Source organism: Stenotrophomonas sp. GW821-FHT09E08, from assembly GCF_059416125.1.
Window position 1 is genome coordinate 65063 of record NZ_JBWKOO010000009.1, and the last position, 18233, is coordinate 83295.

Sequence of the window (18233 nt, forward strand, 5' to 3'; positions counted from 1 at the left end):
TGGGCTTGCATACCACTTCGGGGTCCTTTGTAAGCCGGATTTGGCGCAAAGTCATGCTGCACAAGCACATTAAATGGCGACCAAGTGGTATGAAACAAAGGCATTTGAATAATTGCATACCAGTTGGTTGACATTTTCATGTCGCCATGCCGAAGCTGCATCCCACGCCTGCCGTGCAGGCGATCCTTTGGGAGGAGGAAACCATGCGGCGACCCGCCGGAGCAGTGCACAGCATCTCGTTGTCCCCCACACCGCTGATCGTGGCGCTGCTCGCCGCATTGGCGGGCATACCCACTGCCCAGGCGCAGTCTGGCAAGGACGCGGCGGGGCAGGATCCCACCACGCTGGACCAGGTGCAGGTCACCGGCATCCGCGAGTCCATGCAGAGTTCGATCAACAAGAAGCGCGACGACACGGTCATTGCCGATGTGCTCTCCGCCGACGACATCGGCGACCTGCCGGCGCCGTCGCTGGCTGATGCCATCGAGACCCTGACCGGTGCCGCCTCGACCCGCGACAAGACCGGCGCCTCGGAGATCTCGATCCGTGGCCTGGGCGCCTTCCTCAGCAGCACCAACTTCAACGGTCGCGAGATCACCAACGGCAGTGGCGACCGCTCGGTCAACTTCAACATGTTCCCGGCCGAGCTGATCAACACGGTGGCCATCTACAAGACCCAGCGCGCCGACATCATCGAAGGTGGCGTGGCCGGCACCATCGGCCTGGAAACGGTACGGCCATTGGAGTACGGCAAGCGCTCGGCGCAGATCGATATGCGTGGCAGCTGGGCCGAGTATGACAAGAAGTACCGCGACGACGACGGCATCGGCTACCGCGGCACCGCCAGCTACATCGACCAGTTCGAGTTCGGCAATGGGCAGAAGCTGGGTATATCGCTGGGCTTCCAGCGCCTGGAAGGTTCCGATCCGGAAGAGAGCATCACCAGCGGTTCCACCTGGTATGCCTGCGATGGCATGCAGAACGTGGCCAATGCCAACTGTGGCGAAGTCAGTGCGCAGGCCATCGCCAACGGCGCGCCGTATTACCTGGTGCCGAGCAGTCGCATCTATCGCCTCAAGCAGGAGCGCAACGATCGGCAGAGCGAGTTTGCCGCACTGCAGTGGCGGCCCAATGACGTGGTCGAATTGAATGTCGACTTCGAACACACCCAGCGCAACTGGTACGAGAACCGCAGCGACCTGAGCCTGTCCAATGCGCGCCGCGGCATCACCCAGCGCGAGGTGGACGACGAGGGTATCGTGAGACACCTGCATGGCAGCACTTCGATCGATTCCACCTCCAATCGCTATTGGCGCGGAGAGGAATACACCGGCGGCGGCCTGAATCTGATCCTGCGGCCAAGCGCGGCGTGGGAACTGTCCACCGATCTTTCCTACTCGCACACCAATCGTCTCGACAGCGAGCGCATGACCCGGCTGCGCGCGAACCAGCGCGACGTCAACAACGCTATCGTGCCCGGCATCAGCAGTGGCGCCACCGGGTTCGTGGACTACGACTGGGACTGGCATGGCGAAGTGCCCAGTGTTGCCCTGGCGCCGAACTTCGACCCCAACAACTGGGACGCCTACACCGGCGCGGCGCGCGTCACTTCCAGCGCAACGGAGAACGACCACAAGATCAAGGCCGGCCGCTTCGATGCCAGCTTCATGCCGGAATCGGGCTTCTTCACCCGCATCAAGGGCGGCGTGCGCGCCAGCCAGGCCGACTACCGCCTGCGAGACAACACCCTGGTGACCGACTACGACCAGCGCGTGGCGGCCGACAAGGCGAAGATCATCGCCGCCAGCCAGGCCTGCCGCGCGCCGTTCCCGCAGGATGACTTCATGGATGCCGCCAGCGGCAACACGATTTCGTCCTGGGCCTACTTCGATCCGAACTGCCTGTACCAGTCGTTCCGTGGCAGCCTGGACAGCGGCCTCGATCCGGGCTTCCAGGATCCGAACAATGTCGATATCACCGAGAAGACCCGCGCGCTCTACCTGATGGGCGAGTTCAGCAGCTCGTTGTTCGGGCTGCCGGTGACCGGCAACCTGGGCCTGCGCTGGGTGAAGACCGATGTGCGTTCCGAAGGGGTACGTACCGGCCTGCGCATTGAAGACAACGGAGACGGTACGATCCGTCTGCAGCCCACCGGCGACTACAGCACCCAGGTGTTCAAGGCGGGCAACGACAAGCTGCTGCCCAGCCTGAACGCGGCTTTCGAACTGCGGCCGGACCTGTTGCTGCGGGTCGGCGCCTACCGCGCGATGTCGCGGCCGGATATCGCCGCGCTGGGCGCAGGGCGCACCATCAACGTCAGCAGCGATGCCACCTACGGCAATCTGGCCGATGCGCTGGACGACATCAGCGCCAGTGGCAACCCGGCTGCACAACCCCTGATGTCCTGGAACGGGGACCTGTCGCTGGAGTGGTACCCGAACCCGGACACCCTGCTGGCCGGTGCGGTGTACTGGAAAAAGTTCAACGGCGGCACCGCCACGGCGCTGGTGCCGGAGACCTACACCATCGATGGACAGAGCGTGACCGTGCCGGTGCGGCAGCAGGTGACCACCGACGAAGACAGCACGCTGACCGGCTTCGAGCTGAGCGCTACCCATCGACTGTCGTACCTGCCCAAGCCTTTCGACGGGCTGGGCTTCAAGGTCAGCTACAACTACGCCGATGCCGACTACCAGACCCAGGATTCGCGGCTGGGCGAGCAGCTGGCCAGTGATGGCACGATCATTCCGGCCATCGTGCCACCGGCGGGTCTGAGCGGTTTCTCGCGGCACGTGCTGTCCGGTTCGATCTACTGGGACGTTGGGCGCTTCAACATCCAGGCCATCGGCAAGTTCCGCTCGCACTATTACCAGGACTTCACTGGCAATACCGCTCAGCAGAACCGCTACTACGACGACAACACCAGCGTCGACCTGCGCCTGCGCTACCGGGTAAACAAGCAGTTGTCGCTGTCGCTGGAACTGATGAACCTGACCAACGAGCCGCGCGTGGCCTACCAGCCGCTTTATGGGAACTTCCGCGAAGTGGTGACCTACGGGCGGCGTGCGTATTTCGGTGTACGATACAAGTTCTGAACAGGGCGGCGCGGCCAGTGGTCGCGCCGTCGCTCCAACCGGACCCTTGCCGGCCGCGGTGGCAGGGCAGGGACCCGGAAGGAATCGCCAAGGGTCAGCCGCATGTCCGCCAACCGCCTTTACCAGACCATCGCCGCCAAGCTACGCAAGCTGATCGAGGACGGCGAATTTCCGCCGGGCTCGCGCCTGCCGGGCGAACGTGAGCTGGCCGAACGGTTCGGCGTCAGCCGGGTGACCATCCGCGAGGCCGAGATCGCACTGGAAGCACAGGGTTGGATCGCCATCCGCATCGGCTCCGGCGTGCATGTGAAGCCGCGGCCGACGCAGGTCCCGGGTGGGTTGCCGGATGTCAGTGCCTTCGACCTCACCGCTGCCCGCGCGGTATTCGAGGCCGAGGCTGCCGCGCTGGCCGCCAGCAACCTGGATGATGCCGGTATCGCCGAACTGCAGGTGTTGGCCGAAGCGCTGTGCCGTCGCGACCTGAGTGACGAGGAAGCCGGCGAGTACGATCGCCGTTTCCATCTGACCATTGCGCGCCTGTCAGGCAATCCGGTGGTGGAGTACTTCGTGCAGCAGATCTGGCGCATGCGCAGCGAGCTGCCGCGCGTCACCGAGGTCTATTCGCGGGTCTGCCATGACGATGGCGCCAGCCGAGCCGACGAGCACATGGCGATCTTCGAAGCCTTGCGTGCGCGTGATCCGGTGGCCGCGCGCAATGCGATGCGCCATCACTTCCAGCGCCTGTTCGAAGCGATGCTGCAGGCCACCGAGAGCCAGGCGCTGGAAGAGATCCGCCGCCGCACGCAGCAGGATCGCGAGCGGTTCATGGCGACGACGCGGATTTGATTCCGGGAAAGATCCTGGCCCGCCCCCACCACGCCCGTTGCCCCAGAACGGGGCTGCCACAACATTTGCTGGCCAATTGATGTCGCCGGGAGTGCCAATAGCGGTAGCTAGGAGCCAGCTCGTGCGCGCTTCCGCTTGAAATCCAGCGGCCTTTCATGACTCTTTTGAGCAGTCCCTATCAGATACTCGACGTATTTTAAGTACTCCGCACAATCTTCAGGACTCATCTGGAGTATGTAAGTAGGGCGTTTGCCAACTCCGCCGCGAGAAGTGCCCACCGCGCACGCGTGCCAGCGTGCGCGATCGTCCCGCTTCATCCAGACGCGATCGTGTAGATCGTCGACGACGCAGAACGTAGGCTTCATTCTAAATTCGCCCATACGAGCAGCAAATCGGTTCGCGACGCCTTGGGTTACTTTGATTGGCCCTCCGTCGGATCTGCCCGGATTTCCTTTGTAGATGAAATTAGTCTTCTTGTTCTTACCGATCACCTGCAGCAGATCATCGGCATACTTCACCTCAGCCGCAGCCCGTTCGTCTGCTGTCTCGGGCGTATCACTCCAAGGTGCTTCGCGCTTGAACAGGAATGGATCAAGGATTGTGATCTCGACAGCGTCTAGTAACCAGCTTTTCAGGAAGTCGTCAGCTACGGCTCGGCCTTGCGCCACCGCCTTCGATGATGGCCCTCCTGCAACGATGAGCTGAGAGAAATCCCCCATTGGCGGCCCATCTCTGAATCGGCAAACTGCCGTTTCACTCGAACGTATCGACTCGATGCTCCTAAGAATGGACGCAGTTTCTTTGGAAACATGCTGTTCCAATCTCTGCTGCTGTTCTTCGAAAATGTCCAGCATTCTGTGTTCCAGACGGTATTCCCACAGTCGTTCCTCACGCAGGCTCCAAAGCAGCCGTTCATCGGAAACGATGCTTCGCACAAAGCAATACAGATCCTGTTCTTCCCCGGGCCATGGGCGCCCCGCTAGTTCGAGGTAGTCTCCGATGCGGCGAGCAATGTGCTCGGCCAACCTATCGCGCATATTCATCCTTGAGTTGCCCTTCGGAAAGTCGGTTTACACAAATGTATACGAATTCCACAATAGAATTGGCAGTCAAATGTCGTTGTTACGCTTGGCCGACGATGCGCCGTTGCCAGTAGCCTGGGGCTCGAACATCGATCACCAAGGCTTGACGCCCACATCATGCAGCCCCCGCAGCTTCTTCTTATTGATCTTGCCCACGCTGGTGCGCTCGATCGAATCCACGAAACTGACCCGCTCCGGAATCGCATAACGTGAGATATCCCCGGCGCGGCTACGGGCTGCGATCAGTTCGATGATCTCTGTCTCGCTTACTTCACTGCCCGGCTGCCTGACCACCAGCGGCAACGGCCGCTCGCCCCATTTCGTGTCGGCGATACCGATCACCGCGACCTCGCTGACCGCCGGATGCAGCGCGATGATGTCCTCCAGCGCAAGCGATGAGATCCACTCGCCACCGGTCTTGATCACATCCTTGATGCGGTCGGTCACGCGCAGGTAGCCGCCGCTGTCGATGTTGCCGATGTCCCCGGTGTGCAGGTAGCCGCCTGCCCACAATGCCGCCGATGCATCCGGATTGTGCAGGTAGCCCTGGGTGAGCCAGGGCGCCCGCACCACGACCTCGCCGGTGGCGATGCCATCGTGGGCGACATCGTTCATGTCCGGATCGACAATGCGCAGGTCCACCAGCGGCACCGGAATGCCGGCCTTGGTTCGCAGCGACAGAACCTCATCCATATCAATCACGGCATCCGCATCGATCTGCGCCAGGGTCAGCAGCGGGCAGGTCTCGGACATGCCGTAGCCACCGAAGATGTCGATGCCGCGTGCCAGTGCCCGCTGCGCCAATGCCCGCGGCAGGGCCGCGCCGCCGATGATCACCTTCCAGTTGCCCAGGTCCGTCTCCGCCGCGAGCGGGTGTTCCAGCAGCATGTGCAGGATGGTTGGTACGCAGTGCGAGAAGGTCACTTTCTCGCGGGCAATCAATGCCAGCAGGTTGGCTGGCAGATAACGGCCGGGGTAGACCTGCTTGATGCCCAGCAGTGTCGCCACATACGGCAGGCCCCAAGCGTGCACGTGGAACATGGGGGTGATCGGCATGTAGACATCGCCGCGGTGCAGGCGTCCCTGGTTGGCCGCGCTGCCCAGCGCCGCCATCCCCGTCAGCGAGTGCAGGACCAGCTGCCGATGGCTGAAGTAGACACCTTTTGGCAGGCCGGTGGTGCCGGTCGTGTAGAACACCGTTGCGCGGGTGTTTTCGTCGAAGTCCGGGAAATGGGTGGTCGCAGTGGCAGCCCGCAGACCGGCCTCGTACTCGGTCACGAAACCGTCTGGCAACGGGCCGCCGGCATCGTCCAGCAGGATGCGCGTGCGCAGGTCCGGCAATTGTCCGTCGATGCCTTCCAGTATCGCCAGGAACTCACGGTTGGCGAGGATAACCCGTGCACCGCTGTGGTTCAGCGTATAGGCGATCTGCTCGGGCGCCAGGCGCACGTTCACCATCATCAGCACCGCGCCGATCATCGGCACGGCGAAATACGCTTCCAGATAGCGGTTGCTGTCCCAGTCCATCACCGCCACCGTATCGCCGTGCTTCACCCCCAGCGAAGTCAGCAATCCGGCCAACTGGCCGATGCGCGCCTGCAGGGTGCGGTAGTCGAAGCGGACCGAATCGCCATAGACGATCTCCTGGTCAGGATTCACCGCAAGCGGCGTGTGCAGCAGTTGCTTGATCAGCAGCGGATAGGCAGAGGCATCGGGAGCGAATGGCATGGGGTGACCTCGTGGGCGGCCTGTCAGTGGCCGGTCTTCATTCGTCCACACTAGCAATCCCGCCTGAGCGCGCCAGCGTACCTAGGTACCCCTGTCCAACGGCAGACGATTTGCTACTCTCGCCTTGCCATGCCGACCCTGCTCATCGCCGATGACCATCCCTTGTTCCGCGCGGCACTGCATCGCGCGGCCGAAGAGGCGGTCGCCGATCTGCAGATCAGCGAGGCCGACTCGCTGGACAGCGTGCTCGAGGTCCTGGAACACCAGCAGATCGACCTGATGCTGCTGGACCTGCACATGCCCGGCAACCATGGGCTTGCCGGCCTTGCGACCATCCGTGCATTGCAGCCGGGACTGGCGATCATCATCGTCTCGGCCAACGAAGAGCCGCAGGTGATCCGCCGCGCAGTTGACCTGGGCGCGGCCGGCTACCTGCCCAAAAGTTCCGGACTGAACGAGCTGCAGTCCGCGCTGCGGTCGGTACTGGAGGGCGAACGCTGGATTCCTGCACTGCTGCGTGAGCCAGTGGCGCGGGTGGCGCCCTTCAGCAAGGATGCCGACCTGGCCGCGCGCCTGGCCAGCCTGTCCGCACATCAGTACAAGGTGCTGAGCCTGGTGGCCGAAGGACTGCTCAACAAGCAGATCGCCGACCGGTTGGGTGTACAGCTGCGCACCGTCAAGGCGCACATGACGCGTATCATGGAGCGACTGGGAGTCCGCAACCGTGCACAGGCGATCCGCGTGCTGCACGAAATGGGACTGGCCGATCCGTCCCGGCAGATTGAAGATACCCAGGACACCTGATCTCTCAGGATGTTGCTGTGCCAGATGCTGCCAGCAGATGGTTGATCGCCCAGCGCAGCGCCAGTGGCTTGAAGGGCTTGTTCAACAGTGAAAGTCCTGCCGCACGCACCGCCTCGCGCGTGTCGCTGCCGGTATCGGCGCTGAGAATGACCGTTGGCCGCTGCCCATGCTCGGCTTGCAGCCGCTGCCAGAGCGCCACGCCGGTATCGCCATCATCCAGGTGGTAGTCGAACAGCCACAACGCGGCCGCATGCGCTGACACGCCGACCTCGCTGGCGGCACGCACCGCGACCACTTCGCAGCCCCAGGCCAGCAGCATCTGCCGCATCGCCTCCAGCGCGTCCGCGTCGTTGTCGACCACCAGCACGCGGATGCCCTTGACGGTGCTGGTACCCGCTGCGGCGGGCTCCGTGGGCGGGGCAGCCGGCGGTGCTGCCCGCACCACGCTGATCGAGAACGTCGAGCCGTGATCGAGCACGCTGCGCAACTGCAGCGGCGCATGGAGCAGCTCGGCGATGCGCTGCGCGATGGTCAGGCCCAGTCCCAGTCCCTGGCCGTTGCTGCGGTCGCCGCGATGGAATTCCTCGAACACGATCGCCTGCTGCTCGGGCGCGATGCCGGGGCCACTGTCATGCACGCCAACCAACAGTGCATGGCCATGGCGGCGCACGCCCAGCAGCACGCCACCATGGCGCGTGTAACGGATGGCATTGGCAAGGAAATTCTGCAGCACCCGGCGCAGCAGCAGCGGATCGGTGTGGACCCAGGCACGGGTCCGCAGGTAGCGGAACTGCAGCCCGCGTGCCGCCGCCAGCACCGCGAACTCCTGCGCGAGCGGATCGAGCACGGTCGACAGCGCGAACGCGCGTGGATCGGCCACCAGACCACCGCCTTCCAGCCGGGAGATATCCAGAAGTCCGGATAGCAGGTCATCGGTGGAATCAAGCGCACCGCGGATCTGGCGCAGGAAGCTGTCGAGGAACTCCGATTCGATGTGCTGCGACATCGCATCGGTCAGCAACTGCGCCGCATGCAGTGGCTGGATAAGGTCGTGACCGACCGCAGTCAGGAAGCGTGTCTTGGCAACGTTCGCGCGCTCGGCTTCGTGCACCGCCTGTTCCAGCCGTGCGGTGCGGTCCTGCACGCGGCGCTCCAGGGTTTCGTTGCTGCGCTTGAGTGCTTCCTCGGCCCGGCGGAACGCAGTGACGTCGGTGAAGGTGGCCACGTAACCGCCGCCCGGCATTGGATTGCCACGGATCTCGACGATGGTGTTGTCGGGGAAAATCCGTTCGGACAGATGCGGCGTGCCGCGCTGCATGTGTGCCACGCGGCGCTGCAAGGCCTTGTCGCGGGAGTCACCGGGTCCTTCGCCGATCTTCAGTTCGTCCAGCGCCCAAGCCGTAAGGTTGATCACCGGCTGTCCTACTTGTAGCAGCTCGGGCGGAAACTTGAACAACGCGGCGTACTGACTGTTCCAAGCCACCAACTGCAGCTGCGCGTCGACCACGCTGATGCCCTGGCTCATGTTCTCCAGCGCCGCCTCCAGCAGGCGCTGGTTGAAGCGCAGCACCTGGGTGGCTTCGCCGACTGCACGGGTCACCGCATCCAGTGGCGCTGCACCGCCGTCGCGAGCGGCCTCCACCAGCAGCCTCGCCATGCCCGCACCGACCACAGCGGTCAGTTCGCGTTCGATGGTGATGACCCGGTCGTCATCCAGCAGCTGTCCGGCATGCCCGTCCATCAGTTGCCGCGCCCGCTCCTGGCCGAGAAAGCGTCCGGCCGTCTTGCGCAGCGAGGCTGCCGCCACCGCATCCCGTCGTCGCGGCAACGAAGGGCGCACCGCGCGCGACACCAGCGCAACCGTCAGCAGGTTCACCGCCAGGCTGGCGCCCATGCTGATGGCGATATGGCCCGGCTGCATGCGCAGCGAGACCACGGCCAGCCAATGCAGTCCGTCGCGGGCGGCCGACGCCGGCGCGGCGGGGATCACCATCGGCAACAGCACCAGCCACAACCAGGCCAGCGAACCCAGCACGATGCCGGCAATGATGGCCGGGGAGGGCGTGCGTGGGCGATACACTGCAAGCAGTACGGCCGGTGCCAGCTGCGAGAGGGCGGTGAATGACATCAGGCCGAAATCGCTGAGTGCCTCGGTGTCGCTCATCGCGCGGCTGTACAGCCACGACATCAGGAACACGGCAAGGATGCCGGCACGGCGGAAGGCGAGCACGCGCGGACGCAGGTCAGCTGCCGCCGCGCCGCCGGCGATGCCGTCCAGCAGCCTCGAACCGAAGCCATGGTTGCCGAGCATGATCGACAGGGTCAGCCCGGACAGGATCATCATGCCGGTGGCGGCGCTCAGGCTGCCCAGGTAAGCCAGCAAGGCCAGCAGGTGGTGGCCACCGGCCTGCGGCAGCGCCAGCACGTACAGGTCGGGCGACACCGATGCGGGCAGCTGCGCGGTACCGGCCAGCGCCATCGGCACCGATGGCAGCCCTATCAGCAGCAGGTAGACCGGGAACAGCCAGCGCGCCGTCTTCAGGTCCGAGGTCTGGCGCAGCTCGACCACGCCGACATGGAACTGGTGGGGCAGGGTAAACGCGGAGATTGCTCCCAGCGCGACCATGGTGAGGTAGTCCGGCATGATGGCCGGTGGTGGAAGTTGTGCCATCTTTTCCAGCAATGGCGTGCCCGCCTGGCGCACCGACAGCGCCGCGTAGAGGCCGATGGCCAGCAGCGCCACCAGCTTCAATAGCGACTCCAGCCCCAGCGCGACCACGATGCCACGATTGGGTTCGGTGGCCGACGCCTTGCGTGCGCCGAATAGCAGCGTGAACGCGGCCATGGTCAACGCGAACCAGAACGACATGTCCAGCTGCGCGCCGGCAGGCGCGAAGCGATCACCGAGCAGGGCGCCCAGGCCCTGGCTGACAGCCTTCAGCTGCAGGGCGATGTAGGGAATGATGCCGAACAGCGCGACCAGGGTGATGGTGAACCCGAGTCCCCGATCCGCACGCAGCCGCGCGACCACCAGGTCGGTGATGGTGGCACTGTTGTGCTGCTTGGCCAGCCGCCCCAGGCGGAGCAGGAACGGCAGGCCGAAGGCAAATATCAGCGCCATGCCCGCCAGGGTCGGTGGAATCGGGAAGCCCCATTGCAGGCCCTGTGACGCCGCGCCGTAATAGGTCCACGCGGTGCAGTGCACTGCCAGCGACAGCGCATAGATGAGCGGCCACACCTTCGAAAGCCGATGCCCCCGGCGCTCGCCCCAGAGGGCCACGCCAAACAGCAGTACGGTCCACGCAATACAGGCGAACAGAACGACGGAGGGCGTCAACATCGCTCCAGTGTAGGCAGAGGACCGGGCAGGGTGGTGCTAGGGGGCGAGCACGACCAGTGACAGATGCTCAGCGACCAGTGCCAGCTCGCCATCGGCAACGCGTTCGACAGCCTTGCGCTGGGTAAGCAACCATTGCCCGGGCTGCCGCGCCTCCAGTGCCACCAACTGCGAGCGCACCCGCACCTCGGAGCCGCTGGGCACTGGCGCCAGGAAGCGGACTTTGTTCAAGCCGTAGTTGAGCACGTGGGCGATGCCGGAAAAGCCGGCCAGGGCTGCAACATCGTCTTCCACGGTGAGCGAAAGCAGCAGGAAGCCATGCGCGATGGTCTGCCCGCCGGGCAGCTCGGCCTGTGCCCGCAGCGGATCGACGTGGATCCAGTTGTGGTCACCGGTGGCGTCGGCGAAAGTGTCGATGCGCGATTGCGTGATGGGTGTGCCGGCGCCCAGGCGCTCGCTGGCTGCCCATTGCCGCAGCGCCTGCAAGGCAGTGGGTAGTGCGTCGATCGGAGCGCCGGCACTCACCGCAGACGCTCCAGCAGCGCCAGGATCGCGTCTCGCGCCTCGGGTTCGGACAGCATCGGCGCATGACCGACATCCGGCACTTCGACCAGGCGGGCGCTTTCCGAGGTCGCGGCCATCTGCCGCGCGACATCGGCCGGCAGGATGTCCGACAGCGCACCCCGGACTACCAGTACCGGCACCCGTGCGGTCAGCCCGCGAACCGCACGCCACAGCACCGGCCGCAGCAACCACAGCAGCCACGGCCGCGTGGTACGGATCACCGCCGGGTCATAGTCCAGCTCCAGCAGGCCATCGCTGCGTGGGCGGAAGGTGCGCACCGCCATTGCCCGCCAGTCATCACTGCTGAAACGCGGGAAGGCGGCCTTGCCGATCGACGCTACGTACGCCGTGGCCTGCTCCAGATCCATCGGCGGCACCGGCTTGCCTGCGTATTTGCCAATCCGTGCCAGCGCCTCGCGCGGCACCTTGGGGCCGGCATCGTTGAGCACTGCACCAGCGATCCGCTCGGGCGCGCGCGAGGCGAGGGTGATGGTGACCAGCACGCCCAGTGAGGTGCCGATGAACACTGCCTTGTCGATGTTCTGCGCGCGCAGCAGCGCGACCATGTCGTCGGCATAGGTGCGCGGGTTGTAGCTGGACGGATCATGCGCACGCTCCGAACCGGCGCGACCGCGGAGATCGACTGCGATCACCCGCCAGCCCACGGTGGCAAGCGAACCGGCAAGCACGTCGAAGTCGGCGCCATTGCGTGTCAGGCCGGGAATGCACACCACCGTGCCGCGGGGCGCCTGCCCTGCATCGGGTGCATGATCACGCGCGTGCAGGCGCAGGCCATCGTCGCTGTTCCAATACAGATCTACGTAAGACTGCATCATGCAGGGGCTTCCTGGAAATCGTAACGGATGCTCTAGAAATCGTAACGGACGCTGAGACTATATTGGCGCGGTGGACCGTAGAAACCAATCAGCGTGCCCACTGCTGGAATGTTGTAGCCAGTGGTGCGGTATTCCTTGTCGGCCAGGTTGGTGCCCTGCAGCGAGAAGGTCCACGCATCATCCAGCCGCCAGATCACGCCGGCATTGACCAGCCCGTAGCCCTGCTGGCGGATCACCGGGCTCAGGTCGGTGGTCGGCCAGACTTCGCTCTGGTAGCTGTAGCTCACCCGTGCCGACAGGTTGCTGCCCTCGGCCAGCTCGGTGCGGTACTCCACGTTGAACGCGCCCGAGAACTCCGGCGCATTGGTGAACTTCATCTGCTTGGCCACATTCATGCCACGGTCCATGTACTCGTCGTACTTGGTGTCCAGCCAGGCGAGGTTGCCGGAGATCAGCCAGTGCTGGCTGGGCAGGTACTGGTACTCGACCTCCAGGCCCTTGACGGTACCCGCGCCGGCATTGGTGAAATCGCCGAAGAAGGAATCGTCGATGCCATCACCATTGGTATCCAGGCCGGTGAACACCGACAGCTGGATGTCCTTGTACTTGTTGTAGAAGGCCGAAAGATTCAGGAACAGGCGCTGGTCAAGGAAGGCCATCTTGCTGCCAACCTCGTAGCTGTCCACGGTCTCGTCGTCGAAGGGCTCAGCTGAGCGCGGCACCGCTACGGCGTTGGCACGGATGTTGTAGCCGCCGGACTTGAAGCCACGCGTGGCCAGACCGTAGACCATGATGTCCGGGGTGATCTGGTAGTCCAGCGAGACCTTGGGGGAGACGTTCTTGAAGTTGGTCTTCTTGTCGAAGTCCGCGGTCACCGCCACCGGCCGGCTGAAGCCGGGGTCGGCGTAGAGGCGGTTCAGCACGATCGCGCGCTTGTCCTCGTCGGTGTAGCGAGCGCCCACATCCAGTTTCAGCTTGCTGGTCAGGTCGAAGGTCCAGTCCGCATACAGCGCGATGCTGTCAGTCAGCACCTTGCCCTGGTTGTCGGCGAACTGCGCGCTGAAGTAGTTGTTCTGGATCTGCCCACCGGCTTCGCCGCTGAACTGGTACAGGCCGACCACACCGCGCACGCGGCCGCCGGCATCGTAGTTCAGCTGCACCTCGTTGCTGACCTGGTTGTCGCTGTAGGTGCCGCCGACGTCGGCCAGCTTGACCGGGGTGGTGTCGAAGTCGATGTTGGCCTCGCTGTCCGATTCGCGCTTGGCCACCACGTACTTCACGGCGATGTCTTCGTTGGGACGCCAGTTGACCGTGGCCGAGGCACCCTTGGTTTCCACATTGTTGAGGTTGCGCATGCCCGAGCGGATATCGTAGCGGCTGTCCATCGGCGGGTAGGCGCGCAGGAACGGGTTGGGCGCCAGCATCTTCGAACCGCGCATGCCGGACTGGTCATCGATCCAGTCCAGCGCGAACTGCACGTCGAAATCATCGCCTGCATACGCGCCCAGGTTCAGGCGCGCCGCATTGATCTGCTTGTCGCTGACCGGCTGGCCATTGAAGGTGTTCTCGCCGAAGCCATCGTTGTTCATGCTGGCAACTGCCACGCGGGCACGCAGGCCGCTGTCGGCACCGCCGATCGGACCACCGATGGCCGCCTTGGCATCGAGCTGGCTGTAGTTTCCCACGGTGATCTGGGCGAACCCTTCGGTCTGGGTCGGCAGACCGCGCGAGATGTACTTGATCGCACCGCCGATGGTGTTCTTGCCGTACAGCGTGCCCTGCGGGCCGCGCAGCACCTCGATGCGCGAGACGTCGAACACATCCAGCAGCGCGCCCTGCGGACGTGCGATGTAGACATCGTCCAGATAGATGCCGACGCCCGGATCCGCGCCCCAGGTGGGATCGGACTGGCCGACGCCACGGATGTAGGCGGTAACCGTGCTGCTGGCGCCGCGTGCCGCGTAGATGGTCAGGTTGGGCACCTGTGCATCGAGGTCGCTGAGATCCTGGACGTTCATCCTGTCCAGCGCTTCGGAGGTAAACGCAGTGACCGCCACCGGTACTTCCTGCAGGGTTTCCTCGCGCTTGCGTGCGGTGACCTTGATGCTGTCCAGATTGGTGGGTGAAGCCGTCCTGCCTGTCGCTGGCGCCGGCTGTGGCGCCTCCTGTGCCAGTACCGGCCCGGTGGCCAGCAGCGCACCGATCATCAGACTCAGACCATTCCGATTCATCCGTTCCTCCCCCAGGGCATGTCCATTGCGGATGGCCCTCTGCCACCCCTGCAGCCAAGGCTAGCGGTGTCACCGGGCGCCGGCGAGTGGACCTAGGTCCAGTCGGCAGCGGCACCGGGATGCGGATACTGGGCGCGCCCCCACCTGCAAGCGCTACCGGTACTCCTTCATCCACGAACCACGCATGAGGATCTGGCCATGAAATCCGGAATCGATTCAATCAAGGCACTCGCACTGCTGCTGTGCAGCTGGCTGGCAGCGGCGGGCAGTGCCTACGCCGCAGGCCCCGCCGGGCATTGGGACATCGGCCTGTACGGCAATCTGTTCGGCGCCCGCGAGTACCAGGTGTGGGTGCCGGCCGGCTACGACGAAACCCGGCCACTGCCGCTGCTGCTGGTGCTTCATGGCTGCGTGACCGGGCCGAACCTGATGGGCGAGGCGTCCGGCTTCAATGACGTTGCCGACAGCGAGGGGTTCATCGTGGTCTACCCCCGGCAGAACGTCACCTCCAACCCGGCACGCTGCTGGAACTGGCAATTGCCGATCAACCAGACGCGCGACAGCGGTGAGGCGTCGATCCTGGCTGGCATTGTGGACAAGGTGAAGTCCGGTTACAGCATCGATCCACATCGGGTCTACGTCACCGGCATTTCCGCGGGCGGTGCGATGACCTCGATCATGCTGGCCTGCTACTCGGATGTGTTCGCCGCCGGTGCCATCCATTCCGGCGGCATGTTCAAAGGCGCGACCACGATTTCCGGTAGCGCCTACGCGTTGCTGGCCGGCAGCATCTACTCGCCGGACAGCAATGGGCGGCTGGCCTGGCAGTGTTCGGGCTCGCCATCGCCGCGTCCGATCCCGGTGCTGGTGTTCCATGGCAGCGCCGATCTCACTGTCAATCCGGTGAACGGGCAGCAGGCCGTGCGCCAGTTCCTGCAGACCAATGACCTGGCCGACGATGGCCTGGACAACGATTCGGTGAAGTACCTGCCGACCAGCACCTACCAGGGGCAGGTGCCGGGTGGGCGCGCTTACACCGTGGATACCTATGCCTATGGTGGCAGGACGCTGGTGCAGCACTACGTGGTGCAGGGCATGGGGCATGCCTGGAGCGGCAGCCAGTCCGGCCTGCCGTTCACCGACCCGAAGGGACCGGATGCCACGCTGATCACGTGGTTGTTCCTGAAGGACTACCAGCGCTGAAGGGAAGGGCAGTCTTCGCCGGTGCGGGAGCCATGCGCTCCCGCATCCGTCAGCGTGGCTCCTGTGGCCGCTGATCGTCGGCGTCCGATGCCTGCTGCCGAGTGCCTCGTTCCGCCAGGAAGCGTTTGGGGGGCGCGCCCACGGTTTTGCGGAACATGGTCACGAACGCCCCGGCACTGTCGTAGCCCAGGTCATCGGCGATGGATTGCACCGTCCGGCCCTTGGCCAGCAGCGGCAGCGCGACCACCACATGCAGCTGCCTGCGCCAGCGTCTCACGCTCAGGCCGGTTTCGCCGGAGAACAGGCGCGACATGTTGCGCTCGCTCATTCCGATCCGGCTCGCCCAGACCTCAAGCGTTGCTCGTTCGGCTGGCGTGTCCAGCATCGCATTGGCCAGCCGGCGCAACCTTGCATCGGATGGCATGGGTAGATGGAGCCACTCCGGCGGCGCAGCAATCAGCTCATCCAGGAACACGCCCATCAGGCGGTCCTGCGCGCTGCCGGACGCATACTGCTGGGGAAGGTTGGACGCGCGCTCCAGCAGGGCCTGCATGAACGGAGTGATCGCCATCGCAGCGCATTGCGTTGGCAGTTCCGGAGCTGCCCCGGGTTCCACGAACACCACGAAGCCGTGCGGCCGTCCACTGCTGCTGGCGCGATGGGACAACCCACCGGGGATCCAGATCGCGCCCTGTGGCGGAACCACCCACAGGCCAGCCGCGGTCTCCAGCATGATCAAGCCACGCGTGGCGACCAGCAGCTGCGCCTTCCGATGCGCATGGAAGGGCATCTGCCAGGCATCTGGAATGGGGTCCAGCCCAAGCACCATCACCGGAAGATCGACACGGTCCGGATAGTCGGGCCCAACTTCGCTCAGCCCCGCAATCGAAATCTCCACGCTGGTACCTACGCCCCAAAGCCACGCCGGGCAGCACGGTGGCGCTTACTCGTCATCGCGTGCCGATCCCGGTTCGCGCCTGTGCCAGACACAGATCAGCCCCATCAGGACATGGATGATGGGTGGATCCGTCCTTCCTGCTTCGGCAGCCAGTGCTTTCTCGCTCACGTTGGCATCCTCTCTGTTCGAGGATCGGTAGCGTAGGCGGCAAGCCGAAGGGCGTCATTCGACAGTTCCGCCAGGTGATTCACCAATCCGGCCATATCCGCAGCCGGGCCAGGCAATCACCACGTGGGCGCCCGCTACAACGCCGGAACCGTGATCCTTTGCAGGTCGAGCTTGGCCCGCAGGGCGTAGTGCTTGCGGGTAACCGGTACCACGCAGGTCAGGCGCGGGTCGACATAATCCTTGAACAGCGGCGGCCGCGGCGAAGACAGATAGAACGCGCGATCCTGCTTGACCGCTGCCGGCAGCAGAACCTCGCTGAGATCGCTGTCGGTGGCATCGGTCACGAGGCAGGGTGCATGCCGGAAGCCGAGCTTGCGCAGCAGGTACAAGCGATGGGAACCGTTGGTCAGGATGATACGGCTGCCAAAGCGCGTCGCACTGATCAGGTTGTCGCTGAAACCGAGATAGATGACGACCGCGTGGCTTGCCGCGCCAAACGGTTCGTAGCCGGTGATCGAGGCCGGGTCGATCGTTGCCACGTCCAGGAAACGCAGGTCGTTGGAGGTGGAGGCAAAGGTGTAGCTGCCATCGGACTGGGTGAATCGCACCTCCGGATGCGCATGGTCCCCGCACCGGGTGACCAGCTGCATGACCTCCTGCGCCGTGGGGGCGGCGCTCAGGGTCGCGGCCAGGTGGTCGATGTGGCGAAGGTTGATGCACTCCTGGAAGACCACCAGCCGATCGATATCGACCATCTGCCAGGCGCGCGGCAGCACGCTGGTCATGCGGTGCATCGACGGTTGGCGCAGGGTCTGGTCAGCCAGCGGCATCATCTCCTCCGGCAGTGCATGGACAGCAATGGCATCGGCGTCATCCGCCTGATCCTGCCGCAGGCGAAGCACCTCGCTGCGTGCAGTCCTCCAATCCGCCACCAGCGCCGCCTCGTCGAAGCTCCCCGGCGGGCAGCGCTCCCTGACGAAGCGGACGAACTTCGGCAGCGGAAACAGCCCTTTCAACAGGAGGGTAGGGTCAAGGTGGTCGTCAGTGATCTCGGTGCTCATCCATTTTCCTTGCCGGGAATCGCATCAACAGCCGCCAGGCGGCGTCATTCGTCACGCCAAAGTAATATGTTATAGCGTAACATTTCAGTGCCTTGACGGCAATCGCCGTGCAACAGACGCGGCGATGGTGGCTTGGCTGCTCCGTATCCAATGCAACGGTGGATACATCCACTGACTAGAGGAGATGTTCATGAACGAGCTGATTGAGCTGGGTGTAGTGGCAGGACAGCAGAACCCTGAAGAACAGGGCGTGGGTGGTGAACTGATCGAGCTGGGCTCGGTGGTTTCGGAAACCAAGGCGCACAACCACGGCACGTTGTGGGATGGCGTGTTCCCGACCACGTCGCCCTGATCTGCCGCGCAACGTAGTACCTGCGGTG

13 protein-coding genes are annotated in these 18233 nt (G+C 64.3%); 5 read left to right on the top strand and 8 right to left on the bottom strand.

What is annotated here, in order from left to right:
- The first annotated feature begins 203 nt into the window (after positions 1–203).
- Positions 204–3095, top strand: coding sequence for a TonB-dependent receptor (locus tag AC07M7_RS13000; protein ID WP_495207551.1), 2892 nt, complete (start codon positions 204–206; stop codon positions 3093–3095).
- Positions 3096–3197: 102 nt separating this feature from the next.
- Positions 3198–3941 carry a FadR/GntR family transcriptional regulator gene (locus tag AC07M7_RS13005; RefSeq protein ID WP_046985559.1) on the top strand — a complete coding sequence of 248 codons (744 nt, stop codon included), beginning with the start codon at positions 3198–3200 and terminating at the stop codon, positions 3939–3941.
- A 107-nt stretch (positions 3942–4048) separates the two neighbouring features.
- On the opposite strand, the gene AC07M7_RS13010 is transcribed toward AC07M7_RS13005, so the two are convergent.
- Complete coding sequence (locus AC07M7_RS13010; RefSeq protein WP_295380907.1) at positions 4049–4984, bottom strand: hypothetical protein; 936 nt, start codon at positions 4982–4984, stop codon at positions 4049–4051.
- A 132-nt stretch (positions 4985–5116) separates the two neighbouring features.
- The gene (locus tag AC07M7_RS13015; protein WP_295380905.1) at positions 5117–6751 is read right to left on the bottom strand and encodes a fatty acid--CoA ligase; all 1635 of its coding nucleotides are present in this window, start codon (positions 6749–6751) and stop codon (positions 5117–5119) included.
- Between the two features lie 129 nt (positions 6752–6880).
- Here AC07M7_RS13015 and AC07M7_RS13020 point away from each other — a divergent pair, with 129 nt between their 5' ends.
- Positions 6881–7555, top strand: coding sequence for a response regulator transcription factor (locus tag AC07M7_RS13020; RefSeq protein WP_495207552.1), 675 nt, complete (start codon positions 6881–6883; stop codon positions 7553–7555).
- A gap of 4 nt (positions 7556–7559) precedes the next feature.
- On the opposite strand, the gene AC07M7_RS13025 is transcribed toward AC07M7_RS13020, so the two are convergent.
- The 4 genes from AC07M7_RS13025 to AC07M7_RS13040 are packed head-to-tail and all read right to left on the bottom strand — an operon-like array spanning position 7560 to position 14523.
- A complete protein-coding gene (locus tag AC07M7_RS13025; RefSeq protein WP_495207553.1) occupies positions 7560–10895 on the bottom strand; it encodes a hybrid sensor histidine kinase/response regulator in 3336 nt (1111 codons plus the stop codon).
- 36 nt (positions 10896–10931) lie between these two features.
- The gene (locus AC07M7_RS13030; RefSeq protein WP_495207554.1) at positions 10932–11417 is read right to left on the bottom strand and encodes a MaoC family dehydratase; all 486 of its coding nucleotides are present in this window, start codon (positions 11415–11417) and stop codon (positions 10932–10934) included.
- A complete protein-coding gene (locus AC07M7_RS13035) occupies positions 11414–12292 on the bottom strand; it encodes an alpha/beta fold hydrolase (protein WP_495207555.1) in 879 nt (292 codons plus the stop codon). The genes AC07M7_RS13030 and AC07M7_RS13035 overlap by 4 nt, the downstream gene beginning before the upstream one ends.
- 32 nt (positions 12293–12324) lie before the next feature.
- Entirely contained in the window at positions 12325–14523 is a 2199-nt protein-coding gene (locus AC07M7_RS13040; protein WP_495207556.1) for a TonB-dependent receptor, read from the bottom strand.
- A gap of 198 nt (positions 14524–14721) precedes the next feature.
- Here AC07M7_RS13040 and AC07M7_RS13045 point away from each other — a divergent pair, with 198 nt between their 5' ends.
- Positions 14722–15726, top strand: a complete 1005-nt coding sequence (locus AC07M7_RS13045; RefSeq protein ID WP_495207557.1) for an extracellular catalytic domain type 1 short-chain-length polyhydroxyalkanoate depolymerase — start codon at positions 14722–14724, stop codon at positions 15724–15726.
- A 49-nt stretch (positions 15727–15775) separates the two neighbouring features.
- Here AC07M7_RS13045 and AC07M7_RS13050 read toward each other — a convergent pair whose 3' ends face one another.
- Positions 15776–16624 carry an AraC family transcriptional regulator gene (locus tag AC07M7_RS13050; protein ID WP_006368041.1) on the bottom strand — a complete coding sequence of 283 codons (849 nt, stop codon included), beginning with the start codon at positions 16622–16624 and terminating at the stop codon, positions 15776–15778.
- A gap of 302 nt (positions 16625–16926) precedes the next feature.
- A complete protein-coding gene (locus AC07M7_RS13055; protein ID WP_495207558.1) occupies positions 16927–17853 on the bottom strand; it encodes a hypothetical protein in 927 nt (308 codons plus the stop codon).
- 190 nt (positions 17854–18043) lie between these two features.
- On the opposite strand from AC07M7_RS13055, the gene AC07M7_RS13060 reads away from it, so the two are divergent.
- On the top strand, positions 18044–18205 hold the full coding sequence (locus tag AC07M7_RS13060) for a hypothetical protein (RefSeq protein WP_169050313.1): 162 nt from the start codon (positions 18044–18046) through the stop codon (positions 18203–18205).
- The last annotated feature ends 28 nt before the right edge of the window (positions 18206–18233 follow it).